We start from the raw sequence: 15,162 nt of genomic DNA on the forward strand, positions 1-15,162 counted from the left end.
GAAAGTGCGATTGGTCCTATTGAAAACCTTTGTCGGGAACAGCACGTCCTACGAGTATGGAGAGACGTGCGTTCTTGGGGGCGCTCGGTCTTGCCGGGATGGTGACCCCCTTCGACGGGGTGGCCGCGTACGCGGCGGGCGAGACCAGCGGGTACGGGAAGCTGCGGGCCGTCAAGGACCTGCGTGACGGCAGGGTGCGGCTGCTGCTTCCAGCGGGGTTCAAGTACCGGTCGTTCAACGCGGCGGGCTCGCGGCTCAGCGACGGGCACATCACGCCCGGCAAACACGACGGGATGGCGGCCTTCAAGACGGTCAAGGGGCAAGCCGTCCTGGTGCGCAACCACGAGGTGTTCGGGCCCGTGGGCGCGTTCGGGGACAAGAACAAGGCGTACGACCCGATGGCGGGTGGGGGCACGTGCACGCTGCGCGTCACCGACTACGGGAAAGTGCTCGCCGGAGCGGTCAGCCTGAACGGGACGATGGGCAACTGCTCCGGAGGAGCGATGCCGTGGGGCCGTTGGGTCACCTGCGAGGAGACCGTCAACGGCCCGGACGTCGGCAACGACCACACCGGGGGCGACAACTCCCTGCTGAAGGAGAAGCACGGCTACATCTTCGAAGTCGGGATCGGGGAGCCGATCCTCTCCGCGGGGCGGTTCGCACATGAGGCGGCCGTATGCAACCCGAAGACGGGCGCCATCTACCTCACCGAGGACGACTTCAACTTCGCCTCGGGCTTCTACAGGTATCTGCCTCCGCGGAGTCCGTTGAGCGCGGGACGCATCCTGGACGGCGGCCGCCTGCAGATGCTCGCCGTCAAGAAGAAGCCGCGCGCGAGGCTGTACAAGCACCAGAAGGCAGGCGTCGCCTACGACGTCACGTGGGTGGACATCGACGACCCGAATCCGACGTTCACCGGTCGGCCTTCCAACGACGAAGCCATCCAGTACGTGGCGAAACAGGGACTCGCGAAAGGCGGCGCCCAGTTCGCCCGGCTGGAAGGCGCGATCTTCCACAAGGGCGTCGTGTACTTCGTCTCGACCCAGGGCGGCGCCAAGGTCACCAAGAGTGCCCCGTCCGGGTTCGGAGACGGCCGCGGCCAGGTGTGGGCGTACGACACTCGAAGCGAACGCCTGAAACTGATCACCGAGTCCACCTCGCGGTCCCGTCTCGACCTCCCTGACAACATCGCCCACAGCCCCCGGGGCTCCCTGGTGCTGTGCGAGGACGGCGACGGCCGCAACTTCATCCGGGGGCTCACGAAGCAGGGCAAGGTCTTCCCCTTCGCCCGGCTGAAGCCGATCAAGGCCGATCCGGGCGCGGAGTTCGCCGGCGCCACGTTCAGCCCCGACGGGCACACCCTGTTCGTCAACGTCCAGTCCAGAGCGGGGATGACCTTCGCGATCTGGGGCCCCTGGAAGCGGGGGCCGTTCTGAGCGAAGGGCGATCCTGACTAATCTGGGGCTGTGAGCACTGAGACTGTTTCCGGCGCGGTAGCCGTCGGCCTTGCGACCCTTGCCGAAGACGGCACCGTGCTGGACACCTGGTTCCCCGAGCCCGCCCTGGCCGCGGAGCCCGGACTGTCCGGGACGGTCGTCCTGGAGGGGGACACCGCGGGCGAGCTGGCCGGCGCCGTGCGCGAGGACGCGCGGCGCGGCGTGCGGGTCGTCGCGGTCCGTACGACGATCTCGTCGCTGGACGAGAAGCCGGCCGACGCGCACGACGTGTACCTGCGGCTGCACCTGCTGAGCACGCGGCTGGTCAAGCCGCACGGGCTGAACCTGGAGGGCGTCTTCGGGCTGCTGGCCAACGTGGCCTGGACGTCCATCGGGCCCGTCCCGATCGAGAAGCTGGACGCGGCCCGGCTCGCGGTGCGGCTGGAGGGCGGCCAGCTGGCCGTCTACGGCATCGACAAGTTCCCCCGCATGACCGACTACGTCACCCCGGCCGGGGTGCGCATCGCCGACGCCGACCGGGTGCGGCTGGGCGCGCACCTGGCCTCCGGGACGACCGTCATGCACGAGGGCTTCGTCAACTTCAACGCCGGCACGCTCGGCTCGTCCATGGTCGAGGGCCGCATCAGCGCGGGCGTCGTCGTCGGGGACGGCAGCGACATCGGCGGCGGCGCGTCGATGATGGGCACGCTGTCCGGCGGCGGCAAGCAGGTGCTCTCGGTGGGCGAGCGCTGCCTGCTGGGCGCCAACGCCGGCATCGGGATCTCCCTCGGCGACGACTGCATCGTCGAGGCGGGCCTGTACGTGACGGCCGGTACGCGGGTCACGCTGCCCGACAACTCGATCGTCAAGGCGCTGGACCTGTCCGGCGCGAACAACCTGCTGTTCCGGCGCAACTCGCAGTCGGGCGCCGTCGAGGTCATCCCGCGTTCGGGCGGCTGGGGCGGGCTGAACGAGATGCTGCACGCCAACTGAGAACCGTCGGAGACGGGCGCGGGCCGCACGGCCCGCGCCCGTCTCGGCTTCACCGGTAGCACTCCAGGAAGATCGCCTCGGCGAGGGCGAGGTTCTCGATCTCGGACGGGTCGACGCTCTCGTCGGCCGCGTGGATGAGCGCGCGGGGCTCCTCGACGCCCATCAGCATGATTTCGGCGTCGGGGAAGTGCCGCTGGAACGCCCCGCACAGCGGGATGGAGCCGCCTTGGCCCTGCGTCACGACCTTCCTGCCGTACGCCTCGGAGAGCGCGGCGGTCATCGCGGTGTAGGCGGGGCCGCCCGTACGGGCGAGGAAGGGCCGGCCCAGCGACTCCAGCTCGATCTCGACGCGGGCGTGCCAGGGCGTGACGTCCGCCAGGTGGGCGGTGAGGGCGTCGTAGGCGTCCTCCGGGTCCATGTCCGGCGGGATCCGCAGGTTGAGGCGGGCCCGCGCGGTCGGCTGGACGGCGGCGACGGACCCGACGGCGGGCGGGCAGTCCAGGCCCAGGACGGTCAGCGCGGGCCGGGCCCAGAGCATGTCGGCGATCGTCCCGGTGCCCGTGACGGCGACCCCGTCGAGGATCCCGGCGTCCTGCCGGAACTGCTCGACCGGGTACTGCGCGCCGTCCCAGCGCTGGTCGCACGGCAGTCCCCGGATGGTCGTGTTGCCCGACGCGTCGCGGAGCGTCCCCAGCATGTGGACGAGCGCGGCGAGCGCGTCCGGAGCGGCCCCGCCGTACATGCCCGAGTGCAGGGCGCCCGCCATCGTCGTCACCGTGACCAGCACGTTGACCTGACCGCGCAGGCACGTCGTGAACGTCGGCACGCCCACCGCGAGGTTCCCGGTGTCGCCGATGATGATCGCGTCGGCCTCGAAGACGTCGGGATGCCGCTCCAGGAACCGCTCCAGCCCGTCCGTCCCCTGCTCCTCGGACCCCTCGACGACGACCTTGACGCCCACGGCCGGCTCGGGCACCGCCCGCAACGCCGTCAGGTGCATGACGATGTTGCCCTTGCAGTCGGCGGCCCCCCGCCCGAACCACCGCCCGTCCCGGTCGGCCAGCTCCCACGGCGACGAACTCCACCCCTCCCCGGGCGGCTGGACGTCGTAGTGCGAGTACAGCAGGACGGTGGGCGCCCCCTCGGGCCCCGGCCGGTGCCCCACCACGGCCTGGCTCCCGTCCGGCGTCTCGTACAGCTTGCAGGGCACCCCGGCCCCGGTGAACGCGTCCGCCGTCCACTGCGCCGCCCGCAGGCACTCCTCGGCGGGGAACCGCTCCGGGTCCGCCACCGACCGCATCGCCACCAGCTCACCCAGATCCCGCCGCGCCCGCCCCATCAACCCGGCAACCAGCCCACGATCCACGCCCGCTCCCCCCGAACCCGACGCCGTCCTCACCCCGCCCCTTCCCCCCCGAACCCACCCCGAAAATCCCCGACCCCCCGTGATCCACCAAAACCCACTGGACTCCCACCGGGCCGAACCGGCAGAATCCTGAGCTGTCCGCCCCGTACGGCGTTCTCCCGGCCGCCTGCGATTCGGACGACAGCCCGGCAGATGGCATGATGAAGGACGGGTCGCTAGCTCAATGGCAGAGCTCCGGACTTTTAATCCGTAGGTTGTGGGTTCGAGTCCCACGCGACCCACAGCACGGCCGGCCTCCCGTCCACGGACGGGGGGCCGGCCTCGTTCCGGGGGCGCTCGGCTCGGGTGACCGAAGGCGGCCGGGCCTTCGGGGAGCCGGGCGCGCGGGCGTTAATCGGTGTTATGGAAGGCCGTGGGCGGTTAGTCTCCGAGGGGCGCGCGGAGGGGCGGCCTCGGTGGCCGGGTTCAGGGCGGACAAAAGAGACATCTAAGATCGGCCTCCTGAGGGGGCGGCTACGGGATGGGCAGGGTGCGGACGGCCGAACGGCTGGTGCTGCTGAACCTTGCCTTTCTGGCGGTGCTCGGCGGGCTGGGGAACCTGATGTTCTCCGGGCGGGGGCTCGGGGAGACCGGGTGGCCCTTTTTGGTGTGGGGGGCGGCGGTCTTCCTCTCGCCGGTGCTGCAGGTGTTCATCTCCCTGCCGCGATTCGAGCGGCTGCGGAGGCGGCGCCGGTGGTGGCTGTACGGGCTCGACCTGCTGCTGTGCTTCGGGCCCGTGCTCACGCCGATGCACTTCCAGGCCAACACCGGCTATCCGATGGCGAGCACGCTGCTGCTGTTCCGGGGGCGGCTGCGGTGGGCCGTGGTCTTCGCGCTGTTCGCCGCCACGGTGTGCATCGACTTCTTCTTCTGGCCGGAGAACGCGTTCGGGCGGGCCCGCGGGGAGCACGTCGCCTACTGGCTGCTCAACAACGTGGGCGTGGGCGTCCAGGTGTACGTGGTGTCGCGGCTGGCGCGGGTCATGCACCGGCTGCACGCCACGCGGCAGGAGGTCTCCGAGGCGGTCGTGCAGGACGAACGGGGGCGGGTGCGGCGGGACGTGCACGACCTGCTCGGGTTCAGCCTGACGGTCATCATCATCCGCCTTGAGGTGGCGTTGCGGGCTCTTCGCAGGGGCAAGGCCGAGGCGGAGCTCCAGACGGCGTACGAACTCGTCGAGCAGGCGCTGGCCTCGGTGCGGACGGTGGCGGACGGGACGCCGATCACCTCGCTGGCGGCCGAGGCCGCCGCCGCGAAGGAGGCGCTGGAGTGGGCCGGGGTGGAGGCTCGGATCAACGTCATGGACGTCCCGGACGGAAAGGCGGACGAAGCGCTCGCCTACGTGTTGCGGGAAGGCGTCACCAACGTGCTGCGGCACAGCAAGGCGAGCGTCTGCCGGGTGGACGCGTCGGCGACGGGCGTGCGGATCGTCAACGACGGGGCGGCACCGTCGAAACGGCCGCCCGGCTCGGGCCTGAAAGGGCTGCAGGCGAGGCTCGCACCGCTCGAAGGAGGCGTCACCGCCCATCTGAGGGACGGCGAATTCACCCTCGACGCCACCCTGCCGGGCCAAAAGCGCCGCTGGCGGGAGGGCCTGTGGGGCAGGCTCGGGCCGCTGCTCACCATGAGCCTGTGCCTGAGCGGTCTCACCTACCTCTACCCGGTGACCTGGTGGCAGCTCGGCACCCCGCAACTGCTGGCCACCCTGGCGTTCGACGCGTCGGTCTACGGACTGCTGCTGTGGCTGGGGACGGCCCGCAGGCCGCCGCTGGCCGCGGGCCTGACCGCGCTGACCGTCCTGTCGACGCTCCCGCACCTGCTCGGCTGGACGCTGTGGAGCCAGACGTTCGTGGCGGGCGGCGCGATCCCGTTCTTCCTGCCGAACCCCGCCGGCCTGGCGCTCTCCGTCCTGTGCGCGGGGGCCGGGGTGGCGTCCGGCCCGGCCCCGGACGCGGTGATCCCCCTGCTGGGCGCCTTCCTGACCACCCTGTACGGCCAGATGCTGATCTTCGCGGCGCTGCTGCTGCCCCGCCTCGCCGAGCAACTGCGCAAGGCCCGCACCGACCTGACGGCCGTGAACATCGCCAAGGAGCGCACACGCTTCGGCCTGCACCTGCGCGACCGCCTCGGCTCCAGCCTCTTCCAGGTGCTGCGTGCCCTGGAGCAGGCCCGCCAGGGCGAGAACGCCGAGGAGGAGCTGGCCAAGGCCATCACCCACTCGCGGAGCACGTCCCAGGAGATCAGGGCCATCGCCCGCCGCGAGGACGAGGCCGAGAAGGATTCGGAGCCCGAAGGCGTCCACGGGTAGCGTGGAGCGGTGAGCGCGACGATCGTGGTGAAGGCCCTGGCCGCAGGTTACGGCGAGCGGGTGCTGTTCGAGGGACTGGATCTGGTGATCGCCCCCGGCGACGTGATCGGGCTGGTCGGTCCGAACGGCGCGGGGAAGTCCACCTTCCTGAAGGTCCTGGCGGGGCTGCTCGAGCCCGAGGAGGGCGGCGTCCGGGTCAATCCGGCCGACGCGGTGGTGGGGTACCTCCCGCAGGAGACGGAGCGGCGGCCCGGTGAGACCGTGCGGGGCTTCCTGGGGCGGCGGACGGGCGTGGCCGAGGCGCAGCGGGCGTTCGACCTGGCCGCCGAGCGGCTCGGCGAGGGGGCGCCCGGCGCGGACGAGGAGTACTCCACGGCGCTGGAGCGCTGGCTGGCGCTGGGCGGGGCGGACCTCGACGAGCGCGCCGAGGAGGTCGCCGCCGACCTGGGGCTGGAGGTCGGCCTCGACCAGGAGATGACCTCGCTCTCGGGAGGGCAGGCGGCCCGCGCCGGGCTGGCGAGCCTGCTGCTCAGCCGCTACGACGTCTTCCTGCTGGACGAGCCCACCAACAACCTCGACCTGGACGGCCTGGACAGGCTGGAGCGCTTCGTCAAGGGCCTGCGCGCGGCGACCGTCCTGGTCAGCCACGACCGCGAGTTCCTGGCCCGCACCGTCGACCGGATCGTCGAGCTCGACCTGCCGCAGCAGCGGGTCAACGTCTACGGCGGCGGCTACGAGGCCTACCTGGCCGAGCGGGAGATCGCCCGGCAGCACGCCAGGGCGGAGTACGACGAGTACGCCGAGAAGATCGACTCCCTGAAGGAGCGGGCGCGCACCCAGCGGGCGTGGATGGAGAAGGGCGTGCGGAACGCCCGCCGCAAGGCCCCCGACAACGACAAGAACATCAGGCACTTCCGCGGGGAGACGAGCGAGAAGCAGGCGGCCAAGGCGCGCCAGACGGAACGCGTGATCGAGCGCCTGGAGGAGGTGGCCGAGCCGCGCAAGGAGTGGGAGCTGCGCATGGAGATCGCCGCGGCCCCCCGGTCGGGCGCCGTGACGGCGACGATGCGCCAGGTCGTGGTGCGGCTCGGCGACTTCACGCTCGGCCCGGTGAACCTGGAGATCGGCTGGGCGGAGAAGGTCGCGATCACCGGCCCCAACGGCGCGGGCAAGTCCACCCTGCTCGCCGCGCTCCTGGGCCGGATCGAGCCGGACGAGGGCACCGTCAGCCGCGGTCCGGGCGTGGTCGTGGGCGAGGTGGACCAGGCCAGGCGGCTCTTCGAGTCGGACGAGCCGCTGCTGGACGCCTTCCAGCGGCACATCCCCGATCTGACGCCCGCGGACGTCCGCACGTTGCTGGCCAAGTTCGGCCTCAAGGCCGGGCACGTCATGCGTCCCGCGCTCACCCTGTCGCCGGGGGAGCGCACCCGGGCCGCCCTGGCCCTCCTCCAGGCGCGCGGAGTGAACCTGCTCGTGCTGGACGAGCCCACCAACCACCTGGATCTCTCCGCGATCGAGCAGCTGGAGTCGGCGCTCGCGCACTACCCGGGGACGCTGCTGCTGGTCACCCACGACCGGCGCATGCTGGAGGCGGTGCACACCACCCGGGGGTTCCACGTGGAGCAGGGGCAGGTCACCGAACTCGTCTAAGAATGAACCGAATTGACTAGGTTCACGTCTGAGGGGGCGTGAACGAGTTCCTGGACATCGTGCTCGCCCCGCCGACCGTGGTCTTCACCGTGCTGCTGGTGCTGGTCGTCGGTTACTGGGTGCTGACCATCCTGGGACTGGACCTGCTGGAGACCGACGTCGACCTGCTCGGCGCGATCGGCCTGCGCGGCCTCCCCTCGTCCGTCGTCATCTCGCTGTTCGTGGCGTTCACCTGGTTCCTCTGCCTGACCGGCTACGCGTTCCTGGACGAACTTCCCTGGGACGGCGGCCCGCTGGACCTGCTGGTCGCGCCCGTCGCGCTGACCGGCGGCTGGCTGGCCACCCGGCTGCTGGTCAACCCGCTGCGGTACCTGCTGCCGGAGCCCAAGGTGCCCTCGCGGGACGACTTCATCGGCCGCATGTGCGTGATCCGGACGGGCACCGTCACCGCCCACTTCGGCCAGGCCGAGGTGCACTCCGAGGACGGCTCCTCGGCGCTGCTGCAGGTGCGCAAGCCCGGTGACGAGGAGCTGACCGCAGGCGACACCGCGCTGATCTTCGAATACGACGCGGAGGGCGAGTTCTTCTGGGTGATGCCCTACGACGCCGCCCTCGACCCCCACAAGAAGGGCCTCTGAGTTGGAAACCGTGTCCATCGGCCTGTTGATCCTGGTAGGCGTCGGCCTGCTGGTCCTCATCGGCGTTCTCTTCGTCATCAGCCGGCTCTTCCGCAAGGTGGAACAGGGCAAGGCCCTGATCATCTCGAAGGTGAAGAAGGTCGACGTGACCTTCACCGGGGCGGTCGTGCTGCCGGTCCTCCACAAGGCCGAGTTCATGGACATCTCGGTGAAGACCATCGAGATCGCGCGGACCGGGCGTGAAGGGCTGATCTGCCAGGACAACATCCGCGCCGACATCCGCATCACGTTCTTCGTCCGGGTGAACAAGACCGTCGAGGACGTCGTGAAGGTCGCCCAGGCGATCGGCACCACGCGCGCCTCGTCCCAGGACACCCTGCAGGAGCTGTTCAACGCCAAGTTCTCCGAGGCGCTGAAGACCGTCGGCAAGCAGCTCGACTTCGTCGACCTCTACACCAAGCGCAACGAGTTCCGCGACCAGATCATCGAGGTCATCGGCACCGACCTCAACGGCTACAGCCTCGAGGACGCGGCGATCGACTACCTGGAGCAGACCCCGGTCGGCCAGCTCGACAGCCGCAACATCCTGGACGCCCAGGGCATCCGGAAGATCACCGAGCTCACCGCGATCGAGCACGTGCGCACCAACGAGTTCCAGCGCAGCGAGGAGAAGGAGATCACCCGGCAGGACGTCGACGCCCGGGAGGCGATCCTGGAGCTGGAGCGCCGCCAGGCCGACGCCGAGATCCGCCAGAAGCGCGAGATCGAGACCGTGCGGGCGCGCGAGGAGGCCGAGACCGCGCGGGTCGTGGCCGAGGAGCGGCTGCGGGCGCAGGCCGCGGAGCTGCGCACCGAGGAACAGCTGGGCATCCAGGAGGAGAACAAGGCGCGGGAGATCGGCGTCGCCGAGCTCAACAAGCGCCGGGTGATGGCCATCGAGGCCGAGCGCATCGAGAAGGACCGCCAGCTCGAGGTGATCGCCCGCGACCGGGCCACCGAACTGTCCAAGATCGCCAAGGACAAGGAGCTCGAGGCCGAGAAGCGCGACATCGCCGAGGTCGTCCGCGAGCGCGTCGCGGTCGAGAAGACCGTGGTCGAGCAGGAGGAGAACATCAAGCGCCTCCAGGTCGTGGAGGAGGCCGAGCGCAACCGCCAGGCCGTCATCATCGCCGCGGAGGCCGAGGCCCAGGAGAACCTGGTCAAGGACATCAAGGCGGCCGAGGCCGCCGAGCAGGCGGCCGGGTTCCGGGCCCGCGAGGAGCTGATCCTCGCCGAGGCGCGCCAGCAGGCCGCCGACCTCGACGCCCGCGCCATGATCCGGCTCGCCGAGGGCCAGCAGGCCGAGGCCGCCGCGGCGGGCCTGGCCGAGGTCCAGGTCCGCGAGCGCGACGCCGAGGCGATCGAGAAGCAGGGCCGCGCCGAGGCCGTCATCCTGCGGGAGAAGGCGCTGGCCGAGGCCGAGGCGCTGGAGAAGCAGGGCCGCGCGGAGGCCGTCGCCGAGCGGGAGAAGGGCCTGGCGCTGGCCGAGGCGACCGAGCAGCTGGGTCGCGCCGAGGCGATCGCCGACCGCGAGAAGGCGATGGCAGGCGCGGACGCGCTGCGCGAGAAGCTCAAGGGCGAGGCCGAGGGCCTCACCGAGAAGGCCGCCGCGATGGCGGCCCTCACCGAGGCCAGCCGCGGCCACGAGGAGTTCCGCCTCACCCTGGAGGCCGAGCGCGACCTGCGCCTGGCCGGCCTGGAGATGCAGCGCGACATCGCGCAGGCGCAGGCGAGCGTCGTCTCCAAGGGCCTGGAGAACGCCGACATCAACATCGTCGGCGGCGACAGCGTCTTCTTCGACAAGCTCGTCGGCTCGATCGCGCTCGGCAAGAGCGTGGACGCCGTCGTCGAGAACGCCCCGCTCACCGGAGAGCTGGTCGCCGGCCTCGTCGGCGACGTCCTCGGACGGGTCAACGGGACGGCCAAGTGAGCGAGCTGGACGCCGGGACCTACGAGGTACTGAGGTCCCGGCTGACGGCGCAGGCCGCCGAGCTCAAGGAGCGCGCCGAGGCGCTGAACGCCTCCCGGCTGGAGGTGTTCGGCGGCTCGGAGCTCCGCCTCGTCGGCACCGAGCGGATCCGGACGGCCAACAACTGCGTGCCGCGCGACGCCGTCGCGTTCGGCGGGCTGATGCTGTTCGGCTACAACGTCTTCATCGGCATGAAGCCGGAGACGACGGTCTCGGACGTGCTCTCGACGCACCGGTTCGTCCATGACGGGGACACCTTCAGCTTCACCGAGGAGAAGGCCCCGTTCCTGGAGGACCCCGCCTTCGTCAAGGACTTCGGGGACCTCTACCGGTACTACCGGGACACCCGCCTCATGCAGTTGCGGGTCGTGGACGGCAAGCTCCTGGCGGTCTTCCAGACCGGCACCGACCAGCGCGTCCTGCGCTGGTCGGTCGACGGGAGCTACCTGGACAACCGGGGGGAGCGGGACCACGTGTTCCCCCCGCCGTTCGACTTCACCTGGACCGAGACGACCCGCGCCGACCACGTGCTCGGCGAGCACCCGCACGTGTCGATCGAGGGGGAGGTGTTCGTCGAGACCGTCGGCGGCGACCTCACCATCAAGGTCGAGGACAACACGGCGACGGGCGAGGGCATCTACAGCGAGCCCGTCGACGAGCCGCTGCAGTCGCTGGCGGACGCCGACATCTCCTACGCCCGCGTCGGGGGGCTGATCCTGCTGCGGATCCGCCCCTACAACGAGACGGCCGTGCGGTACCTGGTCTTCAACACGCGGACCAAAGAAGTGCTGCGCCTGGACGGCATCGGGCAGGCATGTCGGCGGCTGCCGGAGGACCACGGGATCATCTTCCCCGGCGGCTACTACCTGGAGACGGGCGCCGCCAAGACCTTCGACACCGTCACCGACGACCTGGAGTACGAGCGGGTCATCCGTTCGGGCAACGGCGAGGACGTGCTGTACGTCTTCCACGCCCGCGCGGAGGGCCGCTGGCTGCTGCTGCCGTACAACGTGATCCGCAAGGAGGTCGCGACGCCGCTCGTCGGACACGGTTACTCGCTGTTCGACGACGGCACGCTCATCATCTTCCGTGCGGACTCGGACGAGCCCACCCGCTCGCACCCGATGCAGGTGTGGCAGACGCCGTTCAAGTCCGATGAGAGCGCTCCGGCGGGCACCGGGCCACTGGAGAAGATCGGCAACGCGGACCTGGTGCGCGGCATCTCGGACTGCCTTTCGGTGTCCCGCATGGTCGGGGAGATGGCACCGTCCGTGCCGGTCTTCGAGGCGCTGATAGCGGCTTGCAGCAGGACTTTCGACCACTACCACTGGCTGGGCGAGCACGGCTTGGCCGAGTCCCTGGCGGCCGTGCGGGACACCGCGGGGCAGGTTCTGGAGGAGTTCGAGTCCGTCCAGGTCCTCACCACTCAGGCGACGGAGGCGGTCGAGAAGGCCGCCACCGAGATCACCTCGCTGGTGCGCCGGGTGCGCGGCGAGATGCCCGCCTCTGCGGACGAGTGGGTACGGCAGTTGGCCGCCCTCCGTGCTCAGCAGGGGCACCTGGTGACGCTGCGGGAGATGCGTTACGCCGACCTCGAACGGCTCGACGGGCTGGCCGAGGGACTCGCCGAGGACATCGAGGCGGCCGCGCAGCGGGCTGTGGCCTTCCTGGCGCGCCCGGATGCCTTCGACGGCTACCGCACGACGGTCGAGGCGCTGGTCGAGGAAGCCGCAGGCATCCGCAAGGTGGCCGAGGCCGAGCCGGTGAGGGACAAGCTCGCCGAGCAGACCGGGGCGCTGGAGACCGTCACCGAAATCGTCGGTTCACTCGACATCGGCGACGCGACCGTGCGCACGGGCATCCTCGCCCGGATCGGTGAGGTGCTGGGCGGGGTCAACAGAGCCCGCGCCACCCTGGACGGCCGCCGCCGCGAGCTGCTGTCGGCCGAAGGCAGAGCCGCGTTCGCCGCGGAGTTCGCGCTGCTGGGCCAGGCCATCACCGCCGCGCTGGCCGCAGCCGGCACGCCCGAGCAGTGCGATGAGCAGCTCGGCAAGCTTCTGCTCCAAGTGGAGTCTCTGGAGTCGCGTTTCACCGAGTTCGACGACTACCTGGCAGAACTGGAGGCCAAGCGCGAGGACGTCTACGAGGCGTTCTCCTCGCGCAAGCAGGCGCTCCTGGACGAGCGGACGCGCCGCGCGGACCGGCTCGTGGCGTCCGCCGACCGGATTCTGGGCGGTGTGACGCGGCGGGTGGCCGGTCTGTCGTCGCTGGACGAGGTCAACACCTACTTCGCGACCGATCCGATGGTCGTGAAGCTCCGTGCTACAGCCGAAGAGCTGCGTGAACTGGGCGACCAGATCCGTGCCGAGGAGCTGGAAGGGCGGATCAAGACCGCCCGCCAAGAGGCCGGACGGTCCCTGCGCGACCGGCTGGACCTCTTCGACGGCGACACCATCAAGCTGGGACGGCACAGATTCATCGTCAACACCCAGCCTGCGGAACTCACCCTCGTCCCGTTCGAGGACCGCCTGGCGTTCACCGTCACGGGCACCGACTACCGCAGTCCCGTCCTGGACCCGGAATTCGAGTCAACGCGCCCGTATTGGTCGCAGTCGCTCATCTCGGAGAGTCGGGAGGTGTACCGGGCGGAGTACCTGGCGGCCATCCTTCTGGACGAGGTACGCACGACTGACGGTCTGCTGGAGATCGTGCAGAAGGCGGCTGCCGAGCGTTACGACGAGGGTTACGAGCGCGGCGTGCACGACCACGACGCCGCGGTGATCCTGGAGGTGCTCATCCGGCTGCGGGATGGCGCGGGGCTGCTGCGATACCCGTCTTCCGCACGGTCAGCGGCGCAGATCTTCTGGACGCACGGCACGGACGATCAGAGCCGTAACGCCTGGCGCACACGGGCGGCGTCGCTCTCGCGTGCCCGGGAGCTCTTCGGCACTCCTCCGGCTCTCACCGCGTTGTCCTCTGAGCTCGCGGAGGCGATCAAAGCCTTCGGGCACGGTGAAGACGCGGCGCTCGCAGGGGAGTATCTCGTCGCGGAACTGGCCTCGCCGGGCTTCATCACGAGCAAGTCGGCCCGGGATCTGGTGGAAGGCTTCCACCGTGCGCTGGGCTCGCGCCGCAGCGGTTACGACCAGGATCTGCGTGGTCTGAGCGGGCTGCGTGAGCGGACCCAGCTCGTTTCGGCCTGGCTCGCCGCCTACGCGGCCGCCCAAGGACTGCCGGACGACGACCTTCCCGAGGCCGTGGCGCTGGAACTGTGCCCGTCTTTGGACCGCCAGGATTCCTCGGCGTCCATCAAGGGCGTCGCGGAAGGACTGCTCGGCACCCACGCGCGCATCACGGACCGCCGGATGGACATCCGTCTGGACGAGCTGCTGGCACGTGTCGGGAAGTTCCACAAGGAGCGCGTGCCGGGCTTCCGCGCCTACCAGAAGCGGCGTAACGAACTCGTCGAGAAGGAGCGCGCACGGCTGCGTCTCCACGAGTTCCAGCCCAAGGTGATGTCGGCGTTCGTCCGCAACAGGCTGCTGGACGAGGTCTACCTCCCGTTGATCGGGGACAACCTGGCCAAGCAGCTGGGAGCGGCCGGGGACGCCAAGCGCACCGACCAGATGGGCATGCTGCTGCTCATCTCCCCGCCCGGTTACGGCAAGACGACGCTCATGGAGTACGTCGCCTCCCGGCTCGGCCTGGTGTTCGTGAAGGTCAACGGTCCCTCGCTGGGCCACCACGTGACCTCGCTCGACCCGGCCGAGGCGCCCGACGCGACGTCGCGCCAGGAGGTCGAAAAGATCAACTTCGCGCTGGAGATGGGCGGCAACGTCCTGCTCTACCTGGACGACATCCAGCACACGTCGCCGGAACTGCTGCAGAAGTTCATCTCCCTGTGCGACGCGCAGCGCCGGATCGAGGGCGTCTGGAACGGGCTTACCAAGACCTACGACATGCGCGGCAAGCGCTTCGCGATCTGCATGGCGGGCAACCCGTACACCGAGTCCGGGCAGCGTTTCCGCATCCCGGACATGCTCGCCAACCGGGCGGACGTGTGGAACCTCGGCGACGTGCTGTCCGGCAGGGAGGCGCTGTTCTCGCTCAGCTACATCGAGAACTCCCTCACCTCCAACCCGGTCCTGGCACCGCTGTCGACCCGGGACAGGAAGGACGTGGAGCTGCTCGTCCGCATGGCCTCGGGTGACGAGGACGTGCGGCCGGACCAGCTCTCGCACCCGTACGCGCGGGTGGAGCTCGACCAGATGCTGTCCGTCCTGCGCAAGCTGCTGCGCATCCAGCGGGTCGTCCTGGCCAACAACCAGGCCTACATCGCCTCGGCCGCGCAGTCCGACGGGAGCCGCACCGAGCCGCCGTTCCTGCTCCAGGGCAGCTACCGCAACATGAACAAGCTGGCCGAGAAGGTCGTCCCGGTAATGAACGACGTCGAACTCGAAGCGGTCATCGACGACCACTACCTGGGCGAGGCGCAGACGCTCACCAGCGGCGCGGAGGCCAACCTGCTGAAGCTCGCCGAGCTGCGCGGCACGCTCACCGACGAGCAGAAGGAGCGCTGGGGCGACGTCAAGGCCGCCTACCTGCGCACGCTGGCCCTCGGCGGAGCGGAGGACGACCCGGTCACCCGCGCGGTGGGCGCGCTGGGCCTGCTGGCCGACCGGCTGGCCGAGATTCAGCGCACCTTGGGCTCCCGGTGAGACGAC

At 70.2% G+C, this 15,162-nt stretch carries 8 protein-coding genes and 1 tRNA gene; 8 read left to right on the forward strand and 1 reads right to left on the reverse strand.

Annotated features, from left to right (window positions below; translation table 11 throughout):
- Positions 1 to 56 precede the first annotated feature (56 nt).
- Both C2865_RS31760 and dapD read left to right on the forward strand, forming a co-directional pair.
- Complete coding sequence (locus tag C2865_RS31760) at positions 57 to 1,436, forward strand: alkaline phosphatase PhoX (RefSeq protein ID WP_106402328.1); 1,380 nt, start codon at positions 57 to 59, stop codon at positions 1,434 to 1,436.
- Between the two features lie 30 nt (positions 1,437 to 1,466).
- Positions 1,467 to 2,429 (forward strand): 2,3,4,5-tetrahydropyridine-2,6-dicarboxylate N-succinyltransferase, encoded by a 963-nt coding sequence (gene dapD, locus C2865_RS31765; RefSeq protein ID WP_106402329.1) that lies wholly within the window; start codon positions 1,467 to 1,469, stop codon positions 2,427 to 2,429.
- A 49-nt stretch (positions 2,430 to 2,478) separates the two neighbouring features.
- Here the strand turns inward: dapD and C2865_RS31770 are convergent, their stop codons facing one another.
- Positions 2,479 to 3,795, reverse strand: coding sequence for a dipeptidase (locus C2865_RS31770; protein WP_232835913.1), 1,317 nt, complete (start codon positions 3,793 to 3,795; stop codon positions 2,479 to 2,481).
- 209 nt (positions 3,796 to 4,004) lie between these two features.
- Here C2865_RS31770 and C2865_RS31775 point away from each other — a divergent pair.
- The 6 genes from C2865_RS31775 (at position 4,005) to C2865_RS31800 (ending at position 15,156) form a co-directional block, all read left to right on the forward strand.
- Positions 4,005 to 4,076: transfer RNA gene (locus C2865_RS31775), tRNA-Lys, on the forward strand.
- 239 nt (positions 4,077 to 4,315) lie between these two features.
- Entirely contained in the window at positions 4,316 to 6,142 is a 1,827-nt protein-coding gene (locus C2865_RS31780) for a sensor histidine kinase (RefSeq protein WP_106402331.1), read from the forward strand.
- A 9-nt stretch (positions 6,143 to 6,151) separates the two neighbouring features.
- Positions 6,152 to 7,792: an ABC-F family ATP-binding cassette domain-containing protein gene (locus C2865_RS31785; protein WP_106402332.1), complete on the forward strand. Its 1,641-nt coding sequence runs from the start codon at positions 6,152 to 6,154 to the stop codon at positions 7,790 to 7,792.
- A 38-nt stretch (positions 7,793 to 7,830) separates the two neighbouring features.
- The gene (locus C2865_RS31790) at positions 7,831 to 8,430 is read left to right on the forward strand and encodes a DUF1449 family protein (protein ID WP_106402333.1); all 600 of its coding nucleotides are present in this window, start codon (positions 7,831 to 7,833) and stop codon (positions 8,428 to 8,430) included.
- Position 8,431: 1 nt separating this feature from the next.
- A complete protein-coding gene (locus C2865_RS31795; protein WP_232835914.1) occupies positions 8,432 to 10,399 on the forward strand; it encodes an SPFH domain-containing protein in 1,968 nt (655 codons plus the stop codon).
- Positions 10,396 to 15,156 carry a DNA repair ATPase gene (locus tag C2865_RS31800; protein WP_106402334.1) on the forward strand — a complete coding sequence of 1,587 codons (4,761 nt, stop codon included), beginning with the start codon at positions 10,396 to 10,398 and terminating at the stop codon, positions 15,154 to 15,156. The genes C2865_RS31795 and C2865_RS31800 overlap by 4 nt, the downstream gene beginning before the upstream one ends.
- Positions 15,157 to 15,162 lie beyond the last annotated feature (6 nt).

Origin of the sequence: Actinocorallia populi (genome assembly GCF_002995495.1) — a bacterium.
Taxonomy (GTDB): Bacteria; Actinomycetota; Actinomycetes; order Streptosporangiales; family Streptosporangiaceae; genus Actinocorallia; species Actinocorallia populi.